Genomic DNA, 25,583 nt, shown 5'->3' with positions numbered 1-25,583 from the left:
CGCGCGAAGACTCGGGGGCCGCTGAGCTCATGGTGGTCGCCTCTCGTCGAAGGGGTCGCTGGCAAGCGTACCTGCGTGCCCGAGGGCCGATATCATCGCCCCCATGGACCGCAGGGCGACGAAGGCCGGCCAGCTCGCGCGCAAGGGATTCGCGGAACCCCACCAGGCCCTCGCGGTGATCGAGCCCTGGTTCGCCGAGCACGGCGAGGAGGCGGCCCGGGCGCTGCTCGCCCCCGTCATCGCGAGCGCCGACCCGGATCTGGCACTGGCGGCCCTGGCCCACCTGGCCGACGAGCACCCGGACGTCTTCGGCGCCGTGCGGGCCGATCCGGATCGCTGGCGTCGTCTCGCGCTCGTCTGCGGGGCCTCGGCGGCCCTGGGGCGGCACGTCTGCGTCCACCCCGACGCCACCGAGGCGCTGGCCGGGCCGCTCGAGCCAGCTGACGCGGACGCCCTGCGCGGCACCCTGCTGACAGCCGTGGGGGCCGACCCGGACGCCCCGGTGCCCCTCGCGGAGGCGGGGCGCGCCGACGACCTGCGCCTGGCGTACCGCCGCGCCCTGGTGCGCATCGCGGCGCGCGACCTGGACGCGGAGGACCCCCTCGAGACGATGCCGAGCGTGGCCCGCGAGCTGGCGGACCTCGCCGATGCGACGGTCGAGGCGGCCCTCGCGCTGGCCCGCGCCGAGACCCCCGGCCACGAACAGGTGCGCCTCGCCGTGCTCGCGATGGGCAAGACCGGTGCCCGTGAGCTCAACTACGTCTCCGACGTCGACGTGATCCACGTCGCCGAACCGGCGTTGGACGCGGCGGGGGAGCCCGTCGTGTCCTCCGGCGAGGCGCTGGCCCTGGCGACCAAGCTGGCCGCCGGCGTCGCCCGCATCTGCTCGGCGCACACCGGCGCCGGCACGATCTGGCAGGTGGACGCCAACCTGCGCCCCGAGGGCAAGAACGGCCCGCTGGTGCGCTCGCTGGCGTCCATGGCGACGTACTACGAGAAGTGGGCGAAGAACTGGGAGTTCCAGGCGCTGCTCAAGGCGCGTCCGATGGCCGGCGACCGGGCCCTCGGCCAGGAGTTCGTGGGCCTGGTGGCCCCGCACGTGTGGGCGGTGGCGGACGATCCGGCGTTCGTCGGCGAGTCCCAGGCCATGCGCCGCCGCGTGATCGCGCTCATCCCGGCGCGGGAGGCCGACGTCGAGATCAAGCTCGGCGCCGGCGGGTTGCGCGACACCGAGTTCACCGTGCAGTTGTTGCAGCTCGTGCACGGCCGCGCGGACGACCGGCTGCGCGTCCGGGGCACGTTCGAGGGGCTGGAGGCCCTCGTCGCGTGCGGGTACGTCGGACGCGAGGACGGCGAGCAGCTCTCCCGGGCCTACCGGCTGCAGCGGGTGCTGGAGCACCGGATCCAGCTCTTCTGGCTGCGCCGCACCCACCTGATGCCGGCCGACGACCCGGCCGCCCTGCGGCGTCTGGCGCGCTCCACGCGGCACCCGGACGCCGCCGCCCTGCTCGCCGCGTGGCGCCAGTCGACCCGCCAGGTGTTGCGGCTCCACCAGCGCATGTTCTACTCCCCGCTGCTGGAAGCCGTCGCCCGCATCCCGAGCGCGGCGGTGCGGCTCACGTCGGAGTCGGCCCAGACGCGGCTGCGCGCGCTGGGCTTCAACGACACCGCCGCGGCCCTGCGCCACATCGAGGCGCTGTCCACCGGCTTCAGCCGCCGGGCGGAGATCCAGCGGCAGCTGCTGCCGGCGATGCTGGGCTGGTTCGCGTCCGGCCCGAACCCGGATCACGGCCTCCTCGCGTTCCGCCAGGTGTCCGAGGAGTTGGGCGACACCGCGTGGTACCTGCGGGCGCTGCGCGACGAGGGTGCCATGGCCGAGAACCTGGCCCGCGTGCTGGCCACGAGCCGGTTCGCCGTCGACCTGCTCCTGCGCGCCCCGCAGACCGTGCAGATGCTGTCCGGTGGCAGCGAGCCGCCGCGGCAGTTCGCCGACATCCTCGCCTCGATGGAGGCGGTCGCCCGGCGGCACGAGAATCCGGTGGACGCCATCGCCGCCATCCGCGCCGTGCGCCGGGAGGAGCTGCTGCGCGTCGCGATGGCACGCATCCTCCAGACCGCCGATCTCGCGGCCGTCGGGGACGCCCTCTCGGCGATCATGTCGGCCACGCTGGACGCCGCGCTGGGCGTCGCTGCCCGCGACATCGAGAACCCACCGCGGCTCGCGCTGATCGCCATGGGCCGCTGGGGCGGCCGGGAGGTCTCCTATGCCTCGGACGCGGACGCCATGGTGGTGGTCGCCGACTCCGAGGACGACGAGGCCCTCGCCAAGGCCAACCGCATCATCACGCGGCTGCGCGACTGGTTGCGCAAGCCCGGGGCCGACCCCGCCCTCGAGCTCGACCTGGACCTGCGCCCCGAGGGCAAGGGCGGGCCGATGGTGCGCACGCTGGCGTCCTACCGCGCCTACTACGAGCGGTGGTCGTCCACCTGGGAGGCCCAGGCCCTCGTCCGCGCGGCGCACGGAGCCGGTGACCGGGAACTCTCGCGCGCGCTGCTCGGCGCCATCGACGTCGTCCGGTACCCCGAGGCGGGTCTGGCGCGGCGGCAGGTCACCGAGATCCGCAAGCTCAAGGCGCGGATGGAGAACGAACGGCTGCCCCGCGGCGCCGATCCCCGGCGGCACGTGAAGCTCGGCCCGGGCGGGCTGTCCGACGTCGAGTGGACGATCCAGCTGCTCCAGCTCGAGTACGCGCACGCCGAGCCGGGCCTGCGCACGACGCGGTCGATGGCGGCGCTGGAGGTGCTGGAGGCCACCGGCCACCTCAGTCAGGCCGACGCGGCCGACCTGCGGACGGCCTGGACCCTGGCCTCGCGCATCCGCAACGCCGCCATGCTGCTGCGGGGCCGGGCGTCCGACACCATCCCCACCGACGCGCGCGAGCTGGCCGCACTCGCCGACCTGCTGGGCTACCCGCCCGGTGAGGTGTCGACGTTCACCGACGACTGGGCCCGTGCCGCCCGCCACGCCCGGGCGGTGATGGACCGGGTGTTCTGGGGCCTGCGCTGAGGCCGGCGCGGCGGCGTCCGGCCCGCAGTAGGCTCGGTGGGGTGAGCAGCATGCCGTCCCCGACCCGCCTGACCGGCTGGGGCCGTACGGCCCCGAGCGTGGCCGAGGTGATCAGCACCCCCGATGTGGACGCCCTCGCCGCGGCCGTGCGGCGCGAGGCCGAGCGCCGGGCGTCCGGCCAGGGCCGTGGGGTGTTGGCCCGCGGGCTGGGCCGCAGCTACGGCGACGTCGCCCAGAATGGCGGCGGGTTGGTGGTCGACATGACACCGCTAGATCGCATCCACGCGATCGACCCGGACGCCGCGACCGTCACGCTGGACGCCGGCGTCAGCCTGGACGCCCTGATGCGCGCCGCGCTGCCCCACGGGCTGTGGGTCTCGGTGCTGCCGGGGACGCGGCAGGTGACCGTCGGCGGCGCGATCGCCAACGACGTGCACGGCAAGAACCACCACAGCGCCGGCAGCTTCGGCGACCACGTGCGCAGCATGGACCTGCTCGTGGCGGACGGCCGCGTCCTCACCCTCACGCCCGACGGCAGCCCGGACGACCCGGACGCCAGCCTGTTCTGGGCCACGGTGGGCGGCATCGGGCTGACCGGCATCATCCTGCGGGCCACGCTGGCGATGACGCGCACCGAGACCGCGTACTTCAAGGCCGACGGCGTCGTGACGCACACCCTGGCGGAGACGATCGCCGTGCATGCCGACGGCTCCGAGCAGCGCTACGACTACAGCTCGGCGTGGTTCGACGCGATCAGCGCTCCGCCGAAGCTGGGCCGCGCCGCGATCAGCCGGGGCAACCTCGCGACGCTCGACGAGTTGCGGGAGCTGGCGCCGAAGCTCGCCGCCGATCCCCTGGGGTTCAGCGGCAAGACGTTCCTCACGCTGCCCGACGTCTTCCCCAACGGCCTGGCCAACAAGGTGACGTTCGGGCTGCTCGGGGCCGCGTGGTACGGCAAGTCGGGCACGTACACCGACCACATCCAGAGCCTCACCGGCTTCTACCACCCGCTCGACATGTTCGGGGAGTGGAACCGCGCCTACGGCAGCGACGGCTTCCTGCAGTACCAGTTCGTCGTGCCGCCGGCGGCCGTCGCGGAGTTCACGGCCATCATCAAGGAGATCCAGCGCTCGGGCCACTACTCCTTCCTCAACGTGTTCAAGCTGTTCGGCGAGGGCAACCGGGCGCCGCTGAGCTACCCCATGGCAGGGTGGAACGTGTGCGTGGACTTCCCGATCCGAACCGGGCTGTCGGAGTTCCTGACCCGGCTGGACGCCCGCGTCGCCGAGTTCGGCGGGCGGCTCTACACGTCCAAGGACTCCCGGACGAGCGCCGCGACGTTCCACGCGATGTATCCACAGCTCGACGCGTGGATCGCGACCCGGCGTCAGATCGACCCCGACGGCGTCTTCGCCTCCGACATGGCGCGGCGTCTGGAACTGCTGTGACCACCGCCGCCCGACCCCTCGACGCAAGGAGAACCCCCTGATGCTGGACGCCACCGGCCACCCCCAGACGATCCTGCTGCTCGGCGGCACGTCCGAGATCGGGCTCGCCGTCGTCGCGGAATACCTGGCGCACGCCCCGGCCCGCGTCCTGCTGGCGGCACGGCCCGACAGCCCGCGCGTCGACGCCGCGGTGGCCGACCTGCGGCGGCGGGGGGCGCGGGAGGTGACCGTGCTGGCGTTCGACGCGGGCGACACCGACGCCCACCCCGGCGTGATCGACGCCGCGTGGGAGCACGGCGACGTGGACGTCGCCATCGTGGCGTCCGGCGTGCTCGGCGACGCCGAGCAGCTGTGGCAGGACCAGGCGCGGGCCGTCGAGCTCGCCCAGGTGAACTACACCGGAGCGGTGAGCGTCGGCGTCCTGGTGGGGCAGCGGATGTCGGCCCAGGGGTTCGGCCAGATCATCGCGCTCAGCTCGGTGGCGGGGGAGAAGGTGCGCCGCTCCAACTTCGTCTACGGTTCGAGCAAGGCCGGGTTCGACGGCTTCTACCGCAACCTGGGTCAGGCCCTGGCCCCGCGTGGGGTGAAGGTGCTGGTCGTGCGGCCGGGTCAGGTGCGCACGCGCATGTCGGCTGGCCTGAAGGAGGCGCCGCTGACGTTGGACGCCGCCGACGTCGCCCGGCAGGCCGTGGCGGCCGCGCGCGCCGGCAAGGAGCTCATCTGGGCGCCGCCGGCGTTTCAGGTGGTGATGCTGGTGCTGAAACACGTGCCGGCGCCCATCTTCCGCCGCCTGCCGATCTGAGCGGCGACCTCGCCACCCACCGCCCGCCGCCGCCGGATCTCAGCCCTCGGCCGGGGCGAACCCCGCCCACCGGGCGAGGGTGCGGGTGATGCGCGGGTTGAACGGCAGCGGGCGCCCGTCCAGCTCGACGACGGGGCACACGCCCCGGATCGCCGAGACGAGCCACACCCCGGTGGCCAGCCCCAGTTCCTCGGGCTTCATCAGGCGTTCCCGCACCTCGCGGCCCGCCGCGGCGGCGTGCTCGGCGATGACGGCGAGGGTGACGGACGGCAGGATCCCGGTGTGCGCGGTGGGCGTCGTGTCGAGCAGCCCGTGGCGGGCCACGACCAGCGCGCTGGTCGGCCCCTCCAGCAGGTACCCGTCGCTGCTGACGAAGACGGCGTCGTCGGCCCCACGGCGGGCCGCCTCGCGCTTGGCGGCCGCGTTCGTGGCGTAGGAGATAGTCTTGACGCCGCCGAGCAGCCACGGGGCGTCCCGGAAGGCGTCGGCGCGTCGACCCGTCGTCAGGGCGGCGACCCGCAGTGGCACGCACGAGCCCGGCACGGGGGCCACCAGCGCCACCCCCACCGGGTCGGACGCCACGAACTCGCCGCCGCGCGTCCAGATGACCTTGCAGACCGCCTCGCCCTCGCCCTCCCACGCCTCGGCCGCCTCGTGGACCAGCCCAGTCCAGGCGGCCACGTCGATGGGGGGCAGGCCCATGGCTGCCGCAGAACGCGCGAACCGTTCGAGGTGGCGGGTGGCGTGGTCGACGCGGACTCCCTCGGCGTCGCGGACCACGCGCAGGGCGTCGAAACAGCCGTCGCCGCGGGTGAAGCCCAGGTCGTCGGCCGGTACCAGAGGTGAGCCCGGGGTCAGGACGCCCCGGCCCAGCACGGCCACCACGCGGGGGATCGAGGTCTCCATGGGCTCAGGATAGGACGCGCGCGGCTAGGCTCGGCGCATGATCGCACCGGTGGTGGACGTGGCATGGCTGGCCGAGCACCCCGAGGCGGTGCTGGCTGACTTGCGGTGGCATCTGGACGGCCGCTCGGGCCTGGACGCCCACGCCCGCGGCCACATCCCCAACTCGGTGTTCGTGGACCTGCCGACCGTGTTGGCCGCAGAACCGACCCCGGACGGCGGGCGTCACCCGCTGCCGACGCCGGAGGTGTTCGCCGCGGGAATGCGCGCCGCGGGCATCTCCGACGACTCCGTGGTGGTGGCCTATGACGACGCGGGTGGGGCGTCCGCGGCTCGGCTCGTGTGGCTGCTGCGCTCGCGCGGGGTGGACGCGGCCCTGCTCGACGGGGGCATCGACGCCTGGCCCGGTGAGCTGGCCACCGGGGTGTGGACGCCACCGGCGCCGGGTGAGTTCACGGCCCGCCCCTGGGATCCGGCCGGCCTGGCCACCATCGACGACGCCGCCACGGCCCGGCACGTGGTGGACGCGCGGGCGTCCGAGCGCTACCGCGGCGAGACGGAGCCCATCGACCCCCGCGCGGGACACATCCCCGGCGCCATCAGCCTGCCCTTCGCCGGCAACCTGGACGCCGACGGCCGCTTCCTGCCCCCGGACGCCCTCGCCGAGCGTTTCCGCGCCGCCGGGTTGTCGCAGGACGCCGAGGTGATCGTCTACTGCGGCTCGGGCGTCACCGCGTGCCACAACCTGATCGCCCTCGAGCGCGCCGGGTTCGGCCGCCTGCGCCTCTACCCGGGGTCGTGGTCGCAGTACGCCGCCACCGAGCGGCCCGCCGCCATCGGGGACGACCCCGGCACGCGCCCCGCCGTCCACGTCGTCTGATCGTTGTCCGCCCGGGACGGCGAACGCTCCGCGACGGGGGTCGGGCTGTCAGCCGCACAGCGAGCCGTCGAGCAGGTGGCGACGCAGGGGTCCTCACACGCACCGGCGGCAACCAGCGCAACCGCGTCTGGATCGCCCCGGACGCCATCGACGCCCTCGACGCCTTCGCCGAGCGCGTGGGACGGCGCGGGTACTGACGCATCGCCCCCACGACGGTCCGCCGTCGCGGGGAGGGCGACCGAGGCAACGGATCGATGCTCTGCTGGGCAGGACGCTTCTTCGCCCGTGGCGAGACCCTTCGCGTCAACGCACGAATCCAATCGGCCCATGTGAAAGGGCCCTGACGCTTCGAAGATGCAGGTCAGGGGCCCTTTCAGGTCAACGGCACCTGTCAGAGGTCGAAGTGCATCTCGAACTCCCCAGCCGGCGTTGGGTGGGGTTGGAGATCTCGGGCAAACACCGTTTGACCTGCGCAAACGTCGATCTGGCTTGTTGGCCCGTGACGGCTGATTTCGGCGTCGAACGGTTCTCTTGCGGTATCACTGCGGTATTTGGAGGGCGTCATGTGTCTCCGTTTGAAAGGGGCGCGGCATCCAACTCCGGGGTCGGGAGCGCATCCTCCTTGATGTCGGCGTACGCGTGCGGACCGACGGCGAGGTGGCAGAAGTAGTCGATCAGCTTGCGGAGGTTGCGACACCGGTCGCCGTAGGTCGCGATCTTGCTCATCGCGAATCTTAGCGTCGACATCGGGGTTGCATTCGAGGTACTTGCGCGCGAAGGACAGGGGCGACTCGGAGTTGAAGTACTCGCTGATGTCGGCGATCCACTGTGGGTTCTTTCGGATCACCGGGGTCAGCGTCGCGAAATCCTCGGTAATAGGATTGAAGGGGATCGTGATCCGAGCGGACTTATACCGCTTGTTGATCACGTTGAGGCTGGCAACGGCCGCCCGGGGCGCGGTGATGCGCTGCTGGCCGTTGATCAGGATCTGCTGGTGAGCGGGCGACCTGGCCGCGCTTGAGTTTGGCGCCGACCGACTGCCAGGTGATCAGGTAACCGACGGGGTAGCCCTTGTAGAGCGAGTCCTCAGGCCGCGGACCTTGACGCTGTCCCAGACGAAAGGACGCTGGAGCTCCGGGATCGCTATCGGGTCACTCTTCACGTCTGCCAACGACTGTGTGATATCGGACTGCGTCACCGAGTACTTCGCCACTGCTGCTCCTCGCTTGGTCGTGAGACACGCTAACGGCATCCTCCGACACGCACCGGGCAATCGAGCCCGGACATCCTCGGCCTACGACGTTGTGTGGCTGACTACGTCGACGGTCGTGCGCCGGGTGTCCTCGTCGCGACGGCCCAGGTCGTATTCGGCTGGGGCCGGTGCCTGGAGGGTGCGTCGACGACCGCCGCCCAATGCGTGCGCATCGACTCGGCCACGTCCATCTCGGGCCACAGGTCGATGAGGAGCTGCGTCGAGGTAGAGGCGCAAGCTCCCCCCCGTCGCCGTAGGCCAGTAGCCGCTCGTAGACGAGCTTTCGGTCGGCGCCGAGCGAGCGGTCCCGCCAGAACTCGTCGTTGTCCTCGTCGATCAAGTCGAAGAACTTGATCCTGCGGAAGCATGCCGGCGCTTCGAGCCGCCACAGCCGATCGGGGACGGTGTGAACGGAAACCGGAATCCCGGTGGCGCTGGGTGCTCGGTGAAGCTGACTCGGGCGACAGGAAGGAGCAGCGTGATGAGCGTCGCGAAGTGCCTCGGCGTCGATGATCTCGCCCCGAACATGCAGGAAGTACGCGCCGAATGGCCTTGTTGGCAGGACGTTGAGCAGGCGCTGACCGTCGTCGACGACCTCGTGGTTCTGCCGCGCTGGATGAAGCACTCGGCGCCCATCGAGCGGGACGCTGTACTCGCAGGGCTTCGTCGTCTGGCCGAGCGAGATCCGCGCGCCTATGTCGCACTCGCCTGGCTGGTTGTACCTGGCGCATCGCTGGTTGCCGGTCGACTGCGCAGGCTCGGCTAAGTGGTCGCCGGCCAGCTGTGGATCCAGATCTGCGACCACGATCATGGCCGACGACGCGTACGTCGCGACGACGATCCTGAGGCGTGTTGAGCGCGAGTCCATGGCTGAGCTCGGTTTCGGCGAGCTGGCCAAGCGTCGCGATCCCACGTGGGCGAGCTCGGTCCTCATCGAGCGGTACGACCAGACGATCCCGGCGGGGGACGCGGACGCCGAGGAGTTACGGGTGCAACTCACAGAGCTCCTGCGACGGGCTCTCGACTCAGGAGCGCTGTCCGACCAGGACCGCGGTTTGCTCCTGGATCTGGCTCTCGCGGCCAACCTTGCGGATGCACCCCTTCGGCGTGGCAGGGCTGGGCTGACCACGCCGTCGGTCGCCCAGTTGGTCAGTGAGGATCACGTGCTCGCGGCCCGGACGATCCGCCGCCACGCCGCGAATGCGCTCTACAGGCTGGGGGAGGTCGCCCGTCAAGGCGGGCGCTCTGACGACTGGCCTTAAGTCCAGGACAGCGTCTCATGCGACCACGTCTTGCCATCGGCATCGCCGGAGAGTGCGGGGTCGATGAGGCGTTTCGCGAGATCGGCGGCGAGGTCCACGCTGCGGTAGTCGGTGCAGTGGGGGACGGGCCTGCTGAGTTTGGCGTAGCCGGCTCCCCACGCGGAGGGCACCGCGAAGCTGTCGAACCGCTTCATCTGGCGTCGGCGTGCCTCGATGACGATGGCGACTCGCAGCGCGCTGCCGTCGATGTCCTGCGTAGTCGCGATGACGACAAGGTCGACGAGGTCCTTCTCGCGGCTCGACGTACGTTCGTTGTACTCGGTCATGGTTGCGCAGACCTTGTCGGCGATCTGGTCGACGACGGGGTAGAGGCGGTACTCGTGGCTGACGAGGCGCGGCAGCTCCAGTGCGTTCGCCGGGTCGGTCGTGGTGACCTCTCCGGTGATCCCGCTGCCGACGGCGAGGTCAACCTGCAGCGAGCCCTTGGTGCTGAGGCCGATGAGGATCTCGAACCTGGCCTGGTAGCCTTCGGTGTAGGGCTGGGTGTCGTTGCCGATCGGCTGGGTGTGGCTGACGTACTGGAACCGGAAGTGGTCACCGAGGTCGATCTCCGTCAGGCGGATCAGGTCGTCGAGAGCTTCGGTGAGAGTTAAGCCGCGGCGGTACAGGTCGATGTCCCGAGTGGCGCGGGTCGAAGGCACTCGGGCGAGCATGCCCGTGCCGCCCTTCAGCACCCACTTGGAGTCGCCGGCCTCGGAGAACACGCGGCTCAGGAAGCGGTTGAAGTACTCCAGCTGGATCCGGTTGTTGACGTCGAGTGACGGATCGGCAGCAGCTGCCCTCCTCGCTGCGTCCTTGATCGCGTTTTCGACGCCGCGCGGAGTGGAGTACGGCTCGGGCTCAGCCACGCGTGACCGCCTTCTGGGTCTCACGAATGGCGGCAAGCGTCTCCGGCTTCAGCGCGATGCTGTCGCTCAGCGCAGTAACCCATCCCCGGCTGATCTTCTCCATGACGTCGCTGTCAACGAGCTGTGCTGAGATTCGGCGCGCGACCTCGTCGAGACCTGCGTTCGTGAGCAGGTCGGCGCTCACGCGCTCCATAGTTGCGTTGAAGCCGGCGAGCTGGGGAGCCATCGAACTCCGGATTGTTGCGGCAACCGACTCTTGGATCGAGCGCCTGATCTGTTGCATCTCGGGTGTCATGACGAGCCGATCGAGGTCCTGCTTGCTGAGGCCGACGAGGTAGTTCGCAGCGACCCGAGAGCCGAGCGACGCGTCGGCGGCGACTCGACGCGCGACAGCCTCCGGGTCGATGCCTGCGATCTCCATCAGCCGATCCAGCAGGGCGGCTCCATCACCCTTCTTGAGTCCGGTGCGCTGGGCGAGGTGAGCGAGGAGTGATCGGAGCCGCTCGAGGTCGAGCTCCCGCTTGCGAGTGGCGTCGCGGAGTGCGTCGGCGACGAGGCTGAGGTCGCCCACCTCTTCGACGAGATCGGCGATGGTGCGCTCCATCGTCATGACCGGCAGACCATCGACGAGCGTGACGTCGCAGGGGTCGAGGGTGCGCTGGCGGTAGCGAACGGCGCTGCGCTGACTCTGGCGGCGGCCGGGGGAGACGAACTCGTGCCGCAGGGCGCGGAAGTCGCCGATGCCGTGCAGGTCGGCGGCGGACTCTCCTGCCACAACGACACCGTTGGCGGGGTCCTTGATGCGCGCCTCGCCCATCGCCTTCGGATCGGTGCTGAGCCAGGCTGCCTTCAGGTCGTCGTGCGGGCCGGCGGGAGCGCCGGCGTCCTTGTAGACCCCGTGAGCGAGACGTTCTAGCTGGCCGTCCGCGGCGAGTCGGGAGAGGTCGAGGCGTGTGATGCCGTGCAGGCTGGCTTGAGCCGACGTCACCATGCCCCACTGGTAGGCGGTGACCTCAGCGAGCACGTGGAGGGCATCCTTTGACTTCATGCTTGGAGTGTATCGCCTTAGTGGATACATTCCAAGCGCACAGTTGGCCATCAAGGCCCCAGGGCAGGGCCGCTGCCGAAGGCGTCGTGCGACGCAAGTCATCGAACGGAGCCGCGCGCAGGGTTCGCCGTGCGACGAGGTCCTTCACCCGATAGGCGAGCGCGGCAGTTGGGTGGTCCACCGGCAGCGGTTCACGGGCGAAGGCGAGCTCGAGCATCCGCTCGGCGTCGACCCCCTTACGGTGGAGGCCGTCGAGGTACTTCGCCAACTGACCGGCCTGCTCGTCGCGATGCCCGACGTGCGCGACGATCCGCTCCTGCCAGACGTCGAGGGCTTCGCCCTACCGGGCGTTGATCCGGTTGGTGAGGTTCCGGTGGTACGCCGCCTCGTCATTGTCGTGCGGTAAAGGTCCGGCGAGGCTGCGCTCGTCGGCGGGCACGCCGGTGCCAGCGCGCCAGACGGCGAGCTCTCGCCGTAGCTCGGCCGTGAGGACGTCGTCGTATCGCGTCGTCTAGGCCGGCAACCTCTCGCGTCGGGCGACTTCGCTAGCCAGCGCGCTGGCGCGGCGCGAGCGCTCGGACAGGTACGGCCCCCAGCTCGGATGGTCGGCCACAACCTCGGGGATGCCCGGCCGTCAGGGGAGGGTCTGGGTCCCGCGTACTCAGGGGCAGCACGCAGCATGGATGCGGCGAGGGTGACCGCGTCGGCGTACCGCGTGACCGCGTCGTGCAGCTGGGCCTCCGGCGAAGCGCCCGTAGTTTGCGTCGTGGCGGCGGAGACGGCCGCACCGTCGCGGGCGAGGATCCCTTCGAGCACCTCGGTTGCGGTCAGCGCACATTTGTCAGTCGAGCTGGGCAAGGCGTGTGTGTCATCGAAGCCGCGGACGAGGTGGGCGTGGTTCTCGACGCGACCCGGGTGAGCATCGTGTAGAGCAGCTGCCGGTCCTCCGCGCTCGTGCGATCCACTCGATGACTAAGCGTCGTAGTCCTGGATGGCGAGGGCTTCAGCCCACGAGGTCTCAACCAACGTGCCATCAGGACGGCCGATGGGGTCCTGCCCGTCGTCCGCGGTCGATTCTGCAAGTGCGGAGCCGAGTAAGTCGGCGGTGATCGGCTCACTCCCTACCACCAGCTCGTAAATCGAGATCCGAAGCCCGACCCGAAGGCCAAGGCCTGGAAAGCGCGATACGACGTAACCAGGAGGATCGACGACCGCCTCTCCGGTGCTTGCCGCCAGGACGAACGGCTCGTAGTAGGCGCGCCAGAAAAGGTCGAGGTCAACGGCGATGTCCACGGCCACCTCCTCCTGTGGGGGATCAACGACGTCGACGTGGAGCCGATCCCAGACGCCGGAGTAGGGGACTGGGAAGGATGAGACGCAACCGAGGGCGACAGCAGGCTTCTGACCATTGATGCTCTTGATCATCGACTTCTGGGCTGCCAGCTGTGAGGGCAAGCCACTCTCCATGCCGTTCGAGCGACCCTTCGCCTCGGCAACGATCCAGTCTCCCGGCAACGTCATGCCGAACAGATCGGGGCGCTTCCGTCCGAGGCCAAAGAACACCCGGTGCCGAGTCGCGTATCGGTCCACATGCATGAGGAACGCGACGCCAAGCTGTTGCCGGCAGCGGGGAAGCCCTGGGCCGTGAACGGCGCTTCGAGGAGGGTGGGCATCGGCAAACTCCAGGTCCGGAAGAACATGAGGTCCACGCAAGTCTACCGTTTCGACCGGGCGGCCACCGAGAGATGGGGTGGCAAGCTCAAACCGTCCTGACGACCCGTCGAGAACCGCTCAGCGGAATCGCCTACGGTACTTCTGCGGTATTTGGCCCCCACGAGCCCAAGCGAAAAGGGCCCCTGACGCTGCGAAAATGCAGGTCAGGGGCCCTTTCAGGTCAACGGCACCTGTCAGAGGTCGAAGTACATCTCGAACTCGTGCGGGTGCGGACGCTGACGGAGGGCGTTGATGTCCTCCTTCTTCAGGTCGATCCACGTCTCGATCAGGTCGGAGGTGAACACGTCACCGGCGAGGAGGAAGTCGTGGTCGGCCTCGAGCGCCTTGAGAGCCTCCTCCAGCGAGCCGGGAACGGTCGCGATCTCGGCGTGCTCCTCGGGGGGCAGCTCGTACAGGTCCTTGTCGACCGGCGCCGGCGGCTCGGTCTTGCTGGCGATGCCGTCGAGCCCGGCCAGCAGCATCGCGGAGAACGCGAGGTACGGGTTGGCCGACGGGTCGGGGCAGCGGAACTCCATCCGCTTCGCCTTGGGCGAGGGGCCGGTGATCGGGATGCGGATGCACGCCGAACGGTTGCGCTGGCTGTAGACCAGGTTGACCGGCGCCTCGAAGCCCGGGATCAGGCGGTGGTAGGAGTTCGCCGTGGGGTTGGTGAACGCGAGCAGCGCCGGAGCGTGGGCCAGGATGCCACCGATGTACCAGCGCGCCAGGTCGGACAGGCCCGCATAGCCGGCCTCGTCCGCGAACAGCGGCTTGCCGTCCGCCCAGATGGACTGGTGCACGTGCATGCCCGAACCGTTGTCGCCGAAGATGGGCTTCGGCATGAACGTGGCGGTCTTGCCCGCCTCCCACGCCGTGTTCTTGATGATGTACTTGTACTTCATCAGGTTGTCCGCGGCCGTCAGCAGCTCGGCGAACTTGACGGCGATCTCACCCTGGCCGGCCGTGCCGACCTCGTGGTGGGCCCGCTCGATCTCCAGACCGGCGTTGATGAGGTGGCGCACCATGTCGTCACGCAGGTCACCGAAGTGGTCCACGGGCGCGGCCGGGAAGTAGCCACCCTTGTACTTCACCTTGTAACCGCGGTTGACGCGGCCGTCCACGTCGTTCTCCGAGCCGGTCGCCCACGCGCCCGCCTCGGACTCGATGAAGTAGTAACCGGCGTTCTGCTTGGTCTCGAAGCGCACCGAGTCGAACACGTAGAACTCGGCCTCGGGGCCCATGAAGGCGGTATCGCCGATGCCCGTGCTCTTCAGGTACTCCTGCGCCTTGCGCGCGATGTTGCGCGGGTCGCGGCTGTACGGCTCCTTGGTGATCGGGTCGTGCACGAACCAGTTGAGCACCAGCGTCTTGCTCTTGCGGAAGGGATCCAGGTACGCCGTCGTCGGGTCGGGCAGCAGGGCCATGTCCGACTCGTGGATCTTCTGGAAGCCGCGGATCGAGCTGCCGTCGAAGCTCAGACCGTCCTCGAAGACGTCGGGAGTCAGGAACGACGCGGGGATCGTGAAGTGCTGCATCACACCGGGGAGATCGCAGAAGCGGACGTCGATCGTCTCGATCTCGTTCTCGGCCACGTACGCCAGCAGTTCGTCGGCGCCTTGGAACATCTTTCCTCCGAAACGGTAGGGATTGGACCCTGAGACAGTAACCGTCCCGGCGCGGCCGTTCTTTACGTCCATGTTTCAGCAGTGTTACGCCACCCTGGGGGCTCCCCCCCCAGCCCCCCCCCCCCTGCCGCCACCCTGGGGGCTCCGCCCCCAGCCCCCCGCTCCGGAGGCTTCGCTCCCAGCCCCCCGCTCCGGAGGCTTCGCTCCCAGCCCCCCACCCTGGGGGCTCCGCCCCCTGCCGGACCCGGGCGGGATGGTGGCCGGAGCATGGCTGAGCATTTGGACCCGAGCAAATGGCGCCATGGCGCCACAACCTCGGGTCCAAACGACAGCGGCGGACGCCGGCGCCCCGCCGTGGCCTCGGTAGGCTCGCCGGGTGAGTGGAGACGAGCCGCTGCCGGGGGCGTCCCTCGGTCTGCCCGCGCAAGGACGCGGGTCGCTGGCGTCCTGGCCGCAGCGGGTTCTGGCCCTGGCCCTGGACTGGGCAGCATCGATGATCGTCGCCGTCGGAGTCTTCGGCACCGGCGTCCTGACCGACCAGGGGTGGCGGGCCTGGATGATCCTCGCCGTGTTCTTCGTCGAGAAGGCGCTGCTGACCGCGCTGACCGGCAGCAGCTTCGGCCAACTCCTCGCCGGGGTGGGCGTCACCCGCACCGACCGCAGCGCCGTGGGATGGTGGCGCCCCGTGGTGCGGGCGGCGCTGATCTGCTTGGTGCTGCCCGCCCTCGTCATCGGCGCCGAGCGACGCAGCCTCGCCGACCTCGCCCTCGGCACCGTCGTCGTCCGACGCCGCTGACCGTCACCGCACCACCAGCCTTCACTTTCACAATGAGGCGGACGCTGTGCCGCTCGGGTTCCACTTCGGTAACGAAACGACTTCACTGCGTCACGCATGGTTGGGGCGTCCCCATACAGCTGTGTACGGTGCTGGTCACGAAGTTCACGCTGTCCCGAGTCCGGGCAGGGTGGCGCAGTAGCCCTGCCGAGGGCACATCACCACTTGGAGGAACATTGAGCAAGCGCAAGCTCTTCGCAGCTGCGGCCACCGCGGTGGCCGGCGCGCTGGCGTTGTCGGCCTGCACGCCGACCACGCCCGGCACGACGGGATCGGGCACCGGCGGCGACGCCGCGACCCCGACGGCGATCAACGTGGCATGGAACCAGGCGTTCTTCAGCCGCAACAGCGACACCGACTACGGCAACGCGACCGCGAACAACAACATCCTGTACATGGCCAACGACGCGATCGGCTACTACAACCAGGATCTCGAGATCACCCAGAACCCCTCGTTCGGCAGCTACGAGCTCGTTTCCGAGGATCCGCTGCAGGTGGAGATCAACTTCGCCGAGACGGCGACCTGGTCCGACGGCACGCCGGTGACTGCCGCTGACGCCGTGCTGCTGTGGGGCGCCACGTCCACGAACTTCAACACGGTGTCCGAGGCGGAGCAGGAGTCGATCGAGGTCGACGACGACACCGGTGAGGTCTCCGGCGTCGCGGGCGACGCGGTCTACTTCAACGCCGCCTCGCCCGGGTACCAACTCATCACGGATTTCCCCGAGATCTCCGACGACGGCAAGTCGCTCACCTACACCTTCTCCCAGCCCTTCGTGGACTGGGAGATCCTGGCCATGAGCCCGACCACCGTGCCCGCGCACGTGGTGGGCATGCGCGCGCTGGGGGCGGCGGACGCCGAGGCCGGCAAGCAGGCCGTGCTGGACGCGTTCCAGAACAACGACCGCGCCGCGCTGGCGGAGATCGCCAAGGTGTTCAACAACGACTTCAACTTCAAGTCGATGCCGACCGAGGAGGACCTCCTCGTCAGCAGCGGCCCGTACGTGATCACCGACCTCGTCGAGGAGCAGTACATCACGCTGGAGCGCAACGAGAACTACCAGGGCGAGCGCACCCCGTCGATCGACCAGGTCACGGTCCGCATCATCCCTGACGCCCAGGCGTCGGTGCAGGCCCTGCAGAACGGCGAGGTGCTCATCACCCAGCCGCAGTCGACCGCCGACATCCTCCAGCAGCTCCAGGCGATGGACAACGTCGAGGTGCTGACCCAGTCGGGCGCCACCTACGAACACGTCGACCTGGTGTTCAACAACGGCGGGCCGTTCGACCCGGCGACCTACGGCGGCAACGCCGACACCGCGCGTCTGGTGCGCCAGGCGTTCCTGCAGGCCATCCCGCGCCAGCAGATCATCGACAACATCATCAAGCCGCTCAACCCCGAGGCCGAGGTCCGCAACAGCTTCAGCGTCGTCCCCGGTTCGCCCGAGTACGACGCGACGGCAGAGGCCAACGGCATGGAGGCCACCTACGGCGGCGGCGGCAACGTGGACGCGGCGCGCGAGCTGCTCGCCCAGGCCGGCGTCACCAACCCGACGGTCCGCATGATGTTCGCGCAGAACAACACGCGTCGTCAGCAGCAGTTCCAGCTCATCAGCGAGGCCGCCGGCCAGGCGGGCTTCACCGTGGTCGACGTGTCCAGCGTCGACTGGGGCCAGCTCCTGAGCCAGAACGACCAGTACGACGCGTCGCTCTTCGGGTGGCAGTCGACGGCCGTGGGCGTCTCGCAGGTGCCGCCGAACTTCCTGAGCGACGGCCAGAACAACTACGGCGGTTTCAACAGCACCCGTGCCGACGAGCTGCTCAACGAGCTGAACGTCACGACGGACCCCGACCGCCAGAACGAGATCGTCCGCGAGGTGGAGAAGATCCTGGTCGACGAGGCCTTCGGCATCACGATCTTCCAGTTCCCGGAGATCACCGGCATCAGCAACCAGGTGACGGGCGTCTCGTCCATCCCGCTCGCGCCGACCTACTTCTGGAACTTCTGGGAGTGGGAGGTCGCCTGATCCTCGGATCAGCGACATCTCCAGAGCAGGACACGGTGGGGCGCCAGGTTGCCTGGCGCCCCACCGGCGGGTGTGGGGCACTAGCATCCTCGGGTGCACCAACCCAACCGACCGACCCAACCTGTTGATCCGGAGTAGCCCATGGCACGCTTCATCGCGCGACGTCTCGCGCTCGCAGTAGGCACGCTGTTCGTCCTGTCGTTCCTGATGTACGGCCTGCTCGAGTTCGCGCTCGACCCATTGGTGGACCTCCGCGAGAATCCCGCCCCGAACCGGCAGGAGCTCATCGACAACCGCATCCGCCTGCTGAACCTGGACGTGCCGTGGTACCAGCGGTACTTCCTGTGGCTGGGCAACTTCCTCACCGGTGACTTCGGCATCGCCTGGCGCACCATGCAGCCGGTCGCGACGCTGGTCCGTGGCGCCATCGCCACGTCGGTGCAGTTGGTCTTCGCCGCCACCATCATCTCGATCCTCCTCGGCGTGACCATCGGCCTCGTCTCGGCGCTGCGTCAGTACACGAGCTTCGACTACGCGATCACGTTCGTGTCGTTCCTGCTCTACTCCCTGCCGATCTTCTGGGTCGCGGTGCTGCTCAAGCAGTTCCTCGCCATCGGTGCCAACGACTACCTGCAAAGTCCCACGGTGAACTGGCCGCTGGTCGTGATCCTGAGCATCGTGTCCGGCCTGTTCTGGGCCGGTGCGCTCGGCGGCAAGCGGGCCAAGCGCATCCAGGTGTTTGTCGGCGCGTTCGTCGTGACCCTGGCCGTGTTCGCCGGCGCCCTGCTCACCGGCTGGGTGAACAACCCGACCATCGGCATCGTGGGCATCGGCGTCCTCTCGGTCGCGCTCGCCCTGGGCGTCAGCGCCCTGTTCGCGGGCATGAACAACAAGCGCGCCCTGTACGCGGCGCTGACGACCGCCGTGCTCGGCACGGTGCTGTGGTGGCCGCTGCAGTGGCTGTTCTTCTACGTCGAGATGAACTGGCTGTGGATCATCGGGTTGCTCGCGCTGTCCCTCGCACTCGCCGCGCTCATCGGGTGGCTGTTCGGCGGGCCCGATCGGCAGATCTCGATCCGGGGCGCCATGATCACCGCCCTGTTCACGAGCGTGCTGATCTTCGTCGACCGCGTCCTGCAGACGTGGGTCCCGTACAACAACGCACCCCAGATCCGGGGCCGTCCGCTCGCGACGATTGGCGCCTCGACGCCCGGCCTGAACGCCGACTTCTGGATGGCGCAGCTCGACCGGGCGACCCACATCATGCTGCCGACGCTGGCGCTGGTGCTCATCTCCTTCGCGACCTACGTGCGTTACCAGCGCGGCGCGATGCTCGAGGTGCTGAACCAGGACTACATCCGCACCGCCCGGGCGAAGGGCCTGTCGGAGCGGGTCGTCATCGTCCGCCACGCGCTGCGCAACGCGCTGATGCCGCTGGCCTCCATCGTGCCGGTGGACTTCATCACGCTGATCGGTGGCGCCGTCATCACCGAGACCATCTTCGGCTGGGCCGGCATGGGTCGGTTGTTCATCACCTCCATGGACGGCCAGGAGGTCGACCCGGTCATGTTCTACATCATCTTGACCGGCGGCCTGGCGATGATCGCCAACCTCGTCGCCGACTTCCTCTACGCCGTCATCGATCCGAGGATTCGGGTGAACGCATGAGCAACGATCGTTTCCAGAACAACGAACCGGACGACGCGGATCGTCTCGAGCAGGCGTTGCCGGATGGTCCGCAGGCCGATCGCGAGATCGGCGTCGACGCCAACGACGCCGGCGAGGCCGCCAGCGCCCGCACGGGCGAGGCCACGGCGGACGCCTACGGGCGCGGCGAGGGCGTCGGTGAGGGCCAGGAGGTGCAGGGCCTCTCCCAGGGCCAGATCGTCTGGAGCCGGTTCATCCGGCACCGCGGCGCGATCTTCGGCCTCGTCACCCTCGGCCTGGTGATCCTGTTGTCGGTGCTGAGCATGGGCATCCGCCCCATCCCCGGGCTGTGGCGCGTGCAGGAGATCACCTCCGGCGACGTCATCGACGGCGGGCGCCCCACGCTGAGCGTCCCCGGCATCGGTGGTGCCACCGGTTTCGCCATTGGCGCCAACCCGTTCGGGCAGGATTCGCTCGGCCGTGACTACTTCGCCCAGGTGATGCTGGGGGTGCAGACGTCGCTGCTGGTGGCGTTCATCCTGGGCATCGTCGCGCTGCTCATCGGCGTGACGGTCGGGTCGGCGGCCGGCTTCTACCGCGGCAAGGTCGACATGGCGCTCATGCGATTCACCGACCTCATCATCACCCTGCCGGTCATCGTGCTGGGTGCGGTGCTCGGCGCCCTGGTCTCCCGGGTGCCGCTGCGCATCGGGGCGGGGCCGGAACTGACGGCATCCATCCGCGAGAACATGCCGGTGATGCTGGCCGTCGCCCTCGGGTGCATCCTGTGGACCGGCCTGGCACGACTCGTCCGCTCGGAGTTCCTGACGTTGCGCGAGCGCGAGTTCGTTGATTCGGCCCGCGTGGCCGGTGCGAGCGACTGGCGCATCATCACCAAGCACATGCTGCCGAATGCCATCGGCGTCATCGTGGTGAACGGCACGCTGCTGATGTCGGCCGCCGTGACCCTGGAGGCGGCCCTGAGCTTCGTCAACTTTGGCATCGGGCCGCCCAACATCTCGCTGGGGTACCTCATCTCCGACAACCAGGGGGCGTTCTCGACGCGTCCGTGGCTGTTCTGGTGGCCCGGTCTGTTCATCATCCTGATCGCCCTGAGCATCAACTTCATCGGCGACGGGTTGCGCGACGCGTTCGACCCGCGCACGAAGAAGATCCCGTCCGCCCGCGCCATGGCCAAGGCCGAGAAGCAGTTGGTCGCGTCCCGGGGGGCCGCCAGCGCCCAGAGCAACGGCGCGACCGCCGTCCAGAGCAACGGCGCCACCGCCGTCCAGAGCAAGGAGGACGCCTCGTGAGCAGCACCCCTTCGCGCTCGGTCTTCACCGACGCCATCAAGTTGAGCAAGGACACGGGAGGCCCCGTCGCCAAGGGTGACGTCATCCTCGACGTCAAGGACCTCACCGTTCGGTTCTGGGTGGGGCAGGAGTGGTTTACCGCCGTCGAGAACATGAGCTACCAGCTCCGCGCGGGCGAGGTGCTCGCGATCGTGGGTGAGTCCGGCTCGGGCAAGACGCAGTCCTCCATGAGCCTGCTCGGCCTCCTGCCTCCGACCGGGCGGGCCACCGGCTCGGCCGATCTCAAGGGCACTGAGCTCGTGGGCATGAGCATTCAGGAGCTGCGGGAGGTGCGCGGCAACGAGATCTCGGTGATCTTCCAAGAGCCCATGACCGCGCTGAACCCGGTGTACACCGTCGGGTTCCAGATCGTGGAAACCCTCCGGACGCACTACCTCATCAACCCCGGTGCCGCCAAGGAGCGGGCGATCGACCTCATGCGTATGGTCGAGATCCCCGACCCGGAGGACAGCTTCAACAAGTTCCCCCACCAGCTCTCCGGTGGTCAGCGGCAGCGCATCATGATCGCCCAGGCGCTGGCCTGTGAGCCGAAGCTGCTGATCGCCGACGAGCCCACCACGGCGCTCGACGTGACCGTGCAGGCCGAGATCCTGAAGCTCATGCGCCAGCTCCGCGAGCGGGTCAGCGCCGGCATCATCCTCATCACCCACGACATGGGCGTGGTGGCCGACATGGCCGACCGCATCATCGTGATGAAGGACGGGCGCGTCGTCGAGCACGGTTCCTCCGACGAGATCTTCAACCACCCGCAGCACCCCTACACCCAGCAGCTGCTGGCGTCCGTGCCGCACCTCGCCGAGCACGTCGAATCCACCGAGTTCGACACCCCGCCGCGCACCGTCATCGAGGCCGAGGGCACCCCGGTGCCCCTCAACGAGCCCCTCTCGGACGCGGCGCCCGCGCTCCTCATGGAGGACGTCGCCATCGTCTACCCCAAGCAGGGCCGGCGGGCGGAGTTCCGTGCCGCCGAGCACATCAACCTGCGCGTCGAGCAGGGCGAGGTGGTCGGCCTGGTGGGGGAGTCCGGCTCGGGCAAGACCACGATCGGACGCGCCGCCGTCGCCCTCCTGCCCGTGCGGGAGGGACGCCTGACCGTCGCGGGACACGACATCACCAACGCCTCGATGAAGGAACTCAAGCCCTTCCGCAAGACGGTGGGCATCGTGTTCCAGGATCCGGGCAGCTCGCTCAACCCGCGCCTGCCCGTGGGCGAGTCCATCGGCGAGCCCCTGCTGCTGCACGAGGGCCTCAAGGGCGCCGACCTGAGCCGCCGCGTCGAGGATCTCCTCGACTCCGTGCACCTGCCGCGCTCCATGCGCAACCGGTACCCGCACGAGCTCTCCGGTGGGCAGCGGCAGCGCATCGGCATCGCCCGATCGCTGGCGCTGAACCCGAAGCTGCTGATCGCCGACGAGCCCACCTCGGCGCTCGACGTGTCGGTGCAGGCACGCGTCCTGAAGCTCTTCAAGGAGCTGCAGGAGCAGTACGGCTTCGCGTGCCTGTTCATCAGCCACGACCTGGCGGTCGTCGAGCAGGTCTCCACGCGGATCGCCGTCATGCACCGTGGCCACCTCGTCGAGGTCGGGGACACCCTCGACATCGTCACCCGCCCGCAGCACCCCTACACCCAGCGGTTGCTCTCCGCGGTGCCCGTGCCCGACCCGGCCGAGCAGCGCAAGCGCCGCGAGCTGCGCGACGCGATCATCGAGCGCGAGCACCTGGTGAGCTGAGGCTCGCCGGTACGACGCGTGCGCCCGGACGGTTCCGACCGTCCGGGCGCCCGTGCGTTCGGGGACGGGTGGTGAGGGGGAGCGGTGGCCACGGGGCCCAACGGGCCGTTCACGCGGCGCAGCCCAGGTTCACGTGGCGCAGCCCAGGTCCACGTGGCGCAGCCCAGGTTCACGTGGCGCAGCCCAGGTTCACGTGGCGCAGCTCAGGTTCACGTGGCGCAGCGGGGCTCACCCGGCGGGCTGTCCACGGGCCGCCACGTGAGCCACACGGCGCCACGTGAGCTGCACTGCGCCAAGTGAGATCCCGGTGGGCCAGGTGGCATACGGTGCGCCAAGTGCGACGCCCCCGGTGGGGCGCGCGGGGGGCGTCGTGACCGGTGGTCGCCTACTCGAGCGTCTCAGCGGCCTCGAGCCAGGCCAGCTCGGCCTCGGACTGCTCGTCGGTGAGCTGCTCGAGCTCGGCCTGCAGCGTGGTGAGGCGCGCGTGGTCGGCCGCGTGTTCGGCCATGCGGTGGTGGACCTGCTCGATCGACCGCCCAAGCTTGGTCAGTCGCGACTCCAGCCGGGCCAGCTCCTTCTTCGCCGCGCGCTCCTGCGCCGCGCTGAGCCCGGACGCCGCCGCTGCCGGCGTGGCCGCCGAGCTGGACGCCGCGCCGCCCGTGGAGCGGGCCGAGGCGGACGTCTTGGCCGGCGCCGCCGCCCGGCGACCCGCGAGGTACTCCTCGACGCCACCGGGCAGCATCACGACGCGGCCGTCGTCCAGGATCGCGTGGGTGACGTCGCACACCCGCTCGAGGAAGTACCGGTCGTGGCTGACGGCGACCAGCGTGCCGGGCCAGGTGTCCAGGTGGTCCTCGACGACGGTGAGGGTGTCGATGTCGAGATCATTGGTGGGCTCGTCGAGCAGCAGGACGTTGGGCTCGGCGATGAGCAGGCGCAGGAAGGCCAGCCGCCGCCGCTCCCCGCCGGAGAGCTCCCCGATGCGGGTGACGAGGCGGTCGCCGGTGAAGCCGAAGTCCTCCAACAGCTGGGTGGCGGTGACGTCGCGTCCGGTCTCCAACCGGGTGGCGTTCGCGAGCCTGGTGACGGAGTCGAGCACCCGGTCGCGCGGGTCGAGCTCCACGACGGCCTGGCTGAGGTGACCGATCCGCAGCGTCTTGCCCTGCTTCACGCGCCCGGACGTCGGTGCCTGCTCGTGTGCGAGCAGCCGCAGCAGCGTGGACTTGCCCGAGCCGTTCACCCCGACGAGCCCGATCCGGTCCCCGGGCCCGATCGACCAGGTCAGCGGACCGAAGAGCCGCCGGGTGGCGGTGTCCGGCGCGGCGGCGTCCGGCCCCGCGGCGTCCGCCGTGCGGACGGGCACCTCGGCGACCACATCGGTGAGGTCAAAGACGTCCTTGCCCAGCCGGGTCACCGCGAAGCGCTGCAACGCGAGGGAGTCGCGGGGCTCGGGGACGTCGGCGATCAGCGTCGTCGCCGCGTCGATGCGGAACTTGGGCTTGCTCGTCCGCGCCGGCGCGCCGCGGCGCAACCACGCCAGCTCCTTGCGGGCCAGGTTCTGCCGGCGGGACTCGTTGGCCGCCGCCTGCCGCTGCCGTTCGACCCGGGCCAGCACGTAGGCGGCGTACCCGCCGTCGTAGGCGTCCACCGTGGCGTCGTGCACCTCCCAGACGCGGGTGCAGACGGCGTCCAGGAACCAGCGGTCGTGGCTGACGATCGCCATCGCGGTGCCACGGTCGCGAAGTTCGGCCAAATGGGTGGCGAGCCAGCCGACGGCTTCGACGTCGAGGTGGTTGGTGGGCTCGTCGAGGACGACGAGGTCGTGGTGGCCCAGCATCAGCGCCACCAGGGCCACGCGCCGCCGCTCACCGCCGGAGAGGCGTCCGGTGTCGGTGGCCAGGTCGATGCCGGCCAGCAGGTGCTCGACCACGCCGCGGCGGTAGGCGTCCGCCGCCCACACGTGGTCGGGCTCCCCGCCCACGATCACGTCGCGCACGGACGCCCCCGGCGCGAACTCCTCCGCCTGGGCCAGGTGCCCGATGGACGCCGACGAGGCGCGGACCACGGCGCCGGCGTCCGGCTCGAGGGCGCCGACGAGCAGGTTCAGCAGGGTCGACTTGCCGTCGCCGTTGCGGCCGACGACGCCCACCACCTCGCCGGCGGACAGGCCGAGGGAGACGTCGTCGAGCAGGGTGCGGGTGCCGTACGCCAGGCTGACGTGCTCGGCGTTGACGATGTTCAATCAACGGCCTCGCATGGCGCGGTTCATGCCCTTCGGGGTCGGCATGGGGCCCTTCGGGATCGGCATCTGGTTGCGCAGGTGCAGCGCCTTGAGGCGCGACTGCACCTCGGTGACCTGGAACGGGGCCAGCACCTTCGGCATCTTCTCGATGCGCTTCTGCAGGTCGCCGAGCTTCACCTGGTTGGGGGCGTCGCCGATCATGAGGGTGGTGACGGCCGTGCCGTAGCTGACCTGCCCGTGACGCCGCTCCTGCTCGCTCAGCAACTTGCGGGTGCGGCCGGGGGCTCCCTCGCCGATCAGGACGATGCCGCCGGGGCCGAGGACGCGATGCACCAGGTCGAGCTCGCGGGTCGCGGCGATGCCGAGGTCGTAGGAGTAGCGGCGCTTGTTGAGCATCTGCAACGCCACCTCGGCCGAGCCGGGCTGGCCGGCGTACCGGGTGATCATGGCGGTGCGAGCCTTACGCGTGAGCACCAGCATGGCGCCCAGCAGCGCCGACATGAGGGCCAGCGGCACCCACGCCCACCAGGCCAGGTTGGTCAGCAGCCCGATGGCCGCGATGACGACGATGACGCCCACCGCGACACCCAGCATCCACCACCGCGTCGACGGATCGATCTCGTTCGTGCGCTTGTAGGCCTCGGTGAACTGGCGCCACCGGCCCCAGTCCTTGGGGTCGTCGCTGTTCTTCTTGCGCAGCTTCTCGGCCCGGATCTGTTCCTTCTGCTTCCGGGCGAGTTCCTTCGCCTTCTCGCTCGCCATGGGGCTCACCACTCCTGCTCGACTCGGTCGCCCATCCTACCGGGGTTGGGCCAGGGGGG

Annotated in this window: 20 protein-coding genes; 12 read left to right on the top strand and 8 right to left on the bottom strand. The window is 69.7% G+C overall.

Going from position 1 to position 25,583, the window contains the following annotated elements; all coding sequences use genetic code 11:
- Positions 1–103 precede the first annotated feature (103 nt).
- From PCC79_RS12755 to PCC79_RS12745, 3 genes are read left to right on the top strand one after another with little or no spacing between them, the layout of a single operon-like run.
- The gene (locus PCC79_RS12755) at positions 104–3,067 is read left to right on the top strand and encodes a bifunctional [glutamine synthetase] adenylyltransferase/[glutamine synthetase]-adenylyl-L-tyrosine phosphorylase (protein ID WP_342372049.1); all 2,964 of its coding nucleotides are present in this window, start codon (positions 104–106) and stop codon (positions 3,065–3,067) included.
- 50 nt (positions 3,068–3,117) lie between these two features.
- Positions 3,118–4,515 (top strand): FAD-binding oxidoreductase, encoded by a 1,398-nt coding sequence (locus tag PCC79_RS12750; RefSeq protein ID WP_342373627.1) that lies wholly within the window; start codon positions 3,118–3,120, stop codon positions 4,513–4,515.
- Positions 4,516–4,555: 40 nt separating this feature from the next.
- Positions 4,556–5,317 (top strand): decaprenylphospho-beta-D-erythro-pentofuranosid-2-ulose 2-reductase, encoded by a 762-nt coding sequence (locus tag PCC79_RS12745; protein WP_232548511.1) that lies wholly within the window; start codon positions 4,556–4,558, stop codon positions 5,315–5,317.
- A gap of 39 nt (positions 5,318–5,356) precedes the next feature.
- Here the strand turns inward: PCC79_RS12745 and PCC79_RS12740 are convergent, their stop codons facing one another.
- Positions 5,357–6,223, bottom strand: coding sequence for an aminodeoxychorismate lyase (locus PCC79_RS12740; protein ID WP_232548512.1), 867 nt, complete (start codon positions 6,221–6,223; stop codon positions 5,357–5,359).
- Between the two features lie 37 nt (positions 6,224–6,260).
- On the opposite strand from PCC79_RS12740, the gene PCC79_RS12735 reads away from it, so the two are divergent.
- A complete protein-coding gene (locus PCC79_RS12735) occupies positions 6,261–7,100 on the top strand; it encodes a sulfurtransferase (RefSeq protein ID WP_232548513.1) in 840 nt (279 codons plus the stop codon).
- 561 nt (positions 7,101–7,661) lie between these two features.
- On the opposite strand, the gene PCC79_RS12730 is transcribed toward PCC79_RS12735, so the two are convergent.
- The gene (locus PCC79_RS12730) at positions 7,662–7,826 is read right to left on the bottom strand and encodes a hypothetical protein (RefSeq protein ID WP_232548514.1); all 165 of its coding nucleotides are present in this window, start codon (positions 7,824–7,826) and stop codon (positions 7,662–7,664) included.
- A 1,007-nt stretch (positions 7,827–8,833) separates the two neighbouring features.
- Between PCC79_RS12730 and PCC79_RS12725 the strand changes: the two genes are divergently transcribed.
- Complete coding sequence (locus PCC79_RS12725) at positions 8,834–9,118, top strand: hypothetical protein (protein WP_232548516.1); 285 nt, start codon at positions 8,834–8,836, stop codon at positions 9,116–9,118.
- A 43-nt stretch (positions 9,119–9,161) separates the two neighbouring features.
- Complete coding sequence (locus PCC79_RS12720; protein WP_342372048.1) at positions 9,162–9,614, top strand: hypothetical protein; 453 nt, start codon at positions 9,162–9,164, stop codon at positions 9,612–9,614.
- Here PCC79_RS12720 and PCC79_RS12715 read toward each other — a convergent pair.
- Both PCC79_RS12715 and PCC79_RS12710 read right to left on the bottom strand, forming a co-directional pair.
- The gene (locus PCC79_RS12715) at positions 9,611–10,522 is read right to left on the bottom strand and encodes a nucleotidyl transferase AbiEii/AbiGii toxin family protein (protein ID WP_342372047.1); all 912 of its coding nucleotides are present in this window, start codon (positions 10,520–10,522) and stop codon (positions 9,611–9,613) included. The two genes, PCC79_RS12720 and PCC79_RS12715, sit on opposite strands and share 4 nt — an antisense overlap.
- Positions 10,515–11,570, bottom strand: a complete 1,056-nt coding sequence (locus PCC79_RS12710) for a type IV toxin-antitoxin system AbiEi family antitoxin domain-containing protein (protein ID WP_342372046.1) — start codon at positions 11,568–11,570, stop codon at positions 10,515–10,517. Before PCC79_RS12710 ends, PCC79_RS12715 begins: the two co-directional genes overlap by 8 nt.
- 43 nt (positions 11,571–11,613) lie before the next feature.
- Between PCC79_RS12710 and PCC79_RS12705 the strand changes: the two genes are divergently transcribed.
- Positions 11,614–11,976, top strand: a complete 363-nt coding sequence (locus tag PCC79_RS12705) for a hypothetical protein (protein ID WP_342372045.1) — start codon at positions 11,614–11,616, stop codon at positions 11,974–11,976.
- A 566-nt stretch (positions 11,977–12,542) separates the two neighbouring features.
- On the opposite strand, the gene PCC79_RS12700 is transcribed toward PCC79_RS12705, so the two are convergent.
- Both PCC79_RS12700 and glnA read right to left on the bottom strand, forming a co-directional pair.
- Positions 12,543–13,091, bottom strand: coding sequence for a hypothetical protein (locus tag PCC79_RS12700; RefSeq protein WP_232548521.1), 549 nt, complete (start codon positions 13,089–13,091; stop codon positions 12,543–12,545).
- 386 nt (positions 13,092–13,477) lie between these two features.
- The gene (gene glnA / locus PCC79_RS12695; RefSeq protein ID WP_342372044.1) at positions 13,478–14,908 is read right to left on the bottom strand and encodes a type I glutamate--ammonia ligase; all 1,431 of its coding nucleotides are present in this window, start codon (positions 14,906–14,908) and stop codon (positions 13,478–13,480) included.
- Between the two features lie 376 nt (positions 14,909–15,284).
- Between glnA and PCC79_RS12690 the strand changes: the two genes are divergently transcribed.
- From PCC79_RS12690 to PCC79_RS12670, 5 genes are all read left to right on the top strand, one after another.
- Positions 15,285–15,704: an RDD family protein gene (locus PCC79_RS12690; protein WP_232548523.1), complete on the top strand. Its 420-nt coding sequence runs from the start codon at positions 15,285–15,287 to the stop codon at positions 15,702–15,704.
- A gap of 215 nt (positions 15,705–15,919) precedes the next feature.
- A complete protein-coding gene (locus tag PCC79_RS12685; protein ID WP_342372043.1) occupies positions 15,920–17,770 on the top strand; it encodes an ABC transporter family substrate-binding protein in 1,851 nt (616 codons plus the stop codon).
- 141 nt (positions 17,771–17,911) lie between these two features.
- Entirely contained in the window at positions 17,912–19,438 is a 1,527-nt protein-coding gene (locus PCC79_RS12680) for an ABC transporter permease (protein ID WP_232548525.1), read from the top strand.
- Positions 19,435–20,730, top strand: coding sequence for an ABC transporter permease (locus PCC79_RS12675; protein WP_342372042.1), 1,296 nt, complete (start codon positions 19,435–19,437; stop codon positions 20,728–20,730). The genes PCC79_RS12680 and PCC79_RS12675 overlap by 4 nt, the downstream gene beginning before the upstream one ends.
- The gene (locus tag PCC79_RS12670; protein ID WP_232548527.1) at positions 20,727–22,520 is read left to right on the top strand and encodes an ABC transporter ATP-binding protein; all 1,794 of its coding nucleotides are present in this window, start codon (positions 20,727–20,729) and stop codon (positions 22,518–22,520) included. Before PCC79_RS12675 ends, PCC79_RS12670 begins: the two co-directional genes overlap by 4 nt.
- Positions 22,521–22,905: 385 nt before the next feature.
- On the opposite strand, the gene PCC79_RS12665 is transcribed toward PCC79_RS12670, so the two are convergent.
- Positions 22,906–24,762, bottom strand: a complete 1,857-nt coding sequence (locus PCC79_RS12665) for an ABC-F family ATP-binding cassette domain-containing protein (protein ID WP_342372041.1) — start codon at positions 24,760–24,762, stop codon at positions 22,906–22,908.
- Positions 24,763–25,524: a DUF4191 domain-containing protein gene (locus PCC79_RS12660; protein WP_232548529.1), complete on the bottom strand. Its 762-nt coding sequence runs from the start codon at positions 25,522–25,524 to the stop codon at positions 24,763–24,765. It abuts the gene before it with no gap.
- Positions 25,525–25,583: the final 59 nt, after the last annotated feature.

The organism is Propioniciclava soli (assembly GCF_038502305.1).
Lineage (GTDB): Bacteria > Actinomycetota > Actinomycetes > Propionibacteriales > Propionibacteriaceae > Propioniciclava > Propioniciclava soli.
This window is presented reverse-complemented; position numbering and strand designations above follow the sequence as displayed.

Coding starts and splice junctions, on each gene's coding strand:
- PCC79_RS12700 (WP_232548521.1), bottom strand. CDS start 13,091: ATGACGTTGCCGGGAGACTGGATCGTTGCCGAGGCGAAGGGTCGCTCG.
- PCC79_RS12755 (WP_342372049.1), top strand. CDS start 104: ATGGACCGCAGGGCGACGAAGGCCGGCCAGCTCGCGCGCAAGGGATTC.
- PCC79_RS12675 (WP_342372042.1), top strand. CDS start 19,435: ATGAGCAACGATCGTTTCCAGAACAACGAACCGGACGACGCGGATCGT.
- PCC79_RS12740 (WP_232548512.1), bottom strand. CDS start 6,223: ATGGAGACCTCGATCCCCCGCGTGGTGGCCGTGCTGGGCCGGGGCGTC.
- PCC79_RS12725 (WP_232548516.1), top strand. CDS start 8,834: ATGAGCGTCGCGAAGTGCCTCGGCGTCGATGATCTCGCCCCGAACATG.
- PCC79_RS12720 (WP_342372048.1), top strand. CDS start 9,162: ATGGCCGACGACGCGTACGTCGCGACGACGATCCTGAGGCGTGTTGAG.
- glnA (WP_342372044.1), bottom strand. CDS start 14,908: ATGTTCCAAGGCGCCGACGAACTGCTGGCGTACGTGGCCGAGAACGAG.
- PCC79_RS12730 (WP_232548514.1), bottom strand. CDS start 7,826: ATGAGCAAGATCGCGACCTACGGCGACCGGTGTCGCAACCTCCGCAAG.
- PCC79_RS12660 (WP_232548529.1), bottom strand. CDS start 25,524: ATGGCGAGCGAGAAGGCGAAGGAACTCGCCCGGAAGCAGAAGGAACAG.
- PCC79_RS12680 (WP_232548525.1), top strand. CDS start 17,912: ATGGCACGCTTCATCGCGCGACGTCTCGCGCTCGCAGTAGGCACGCTG.
- PCC79_RS12710 (WP_342372046.1), bottom strand. CDS start 11,570: ATGAAGTCAAAGGATGCCCTCCACGTGCTCGCTGAGGTCACCGCCTAC.
- PCC79_RS12750 (WP_342373627.1), top strand. CDS start 3,118: ATGCCGTCCCCGACCCGCCTGACCGGCTGGGGCCGTACGGCCCCGAGC.
- PCC79_RS12745 (WP_232548511.1), top strand. CDS start 4,556: ATGCTGGACGCCACCGGCCACCCCCAGACGATCCTGCTGCTCGGCGGC.
- PCC79_RS12735 (WP_232548513.1), top strand. CDS start 6,261: ATGATCGCACCGGTGGTGGACGTGGCATGGCTGGCCGAGCACCCCGAG.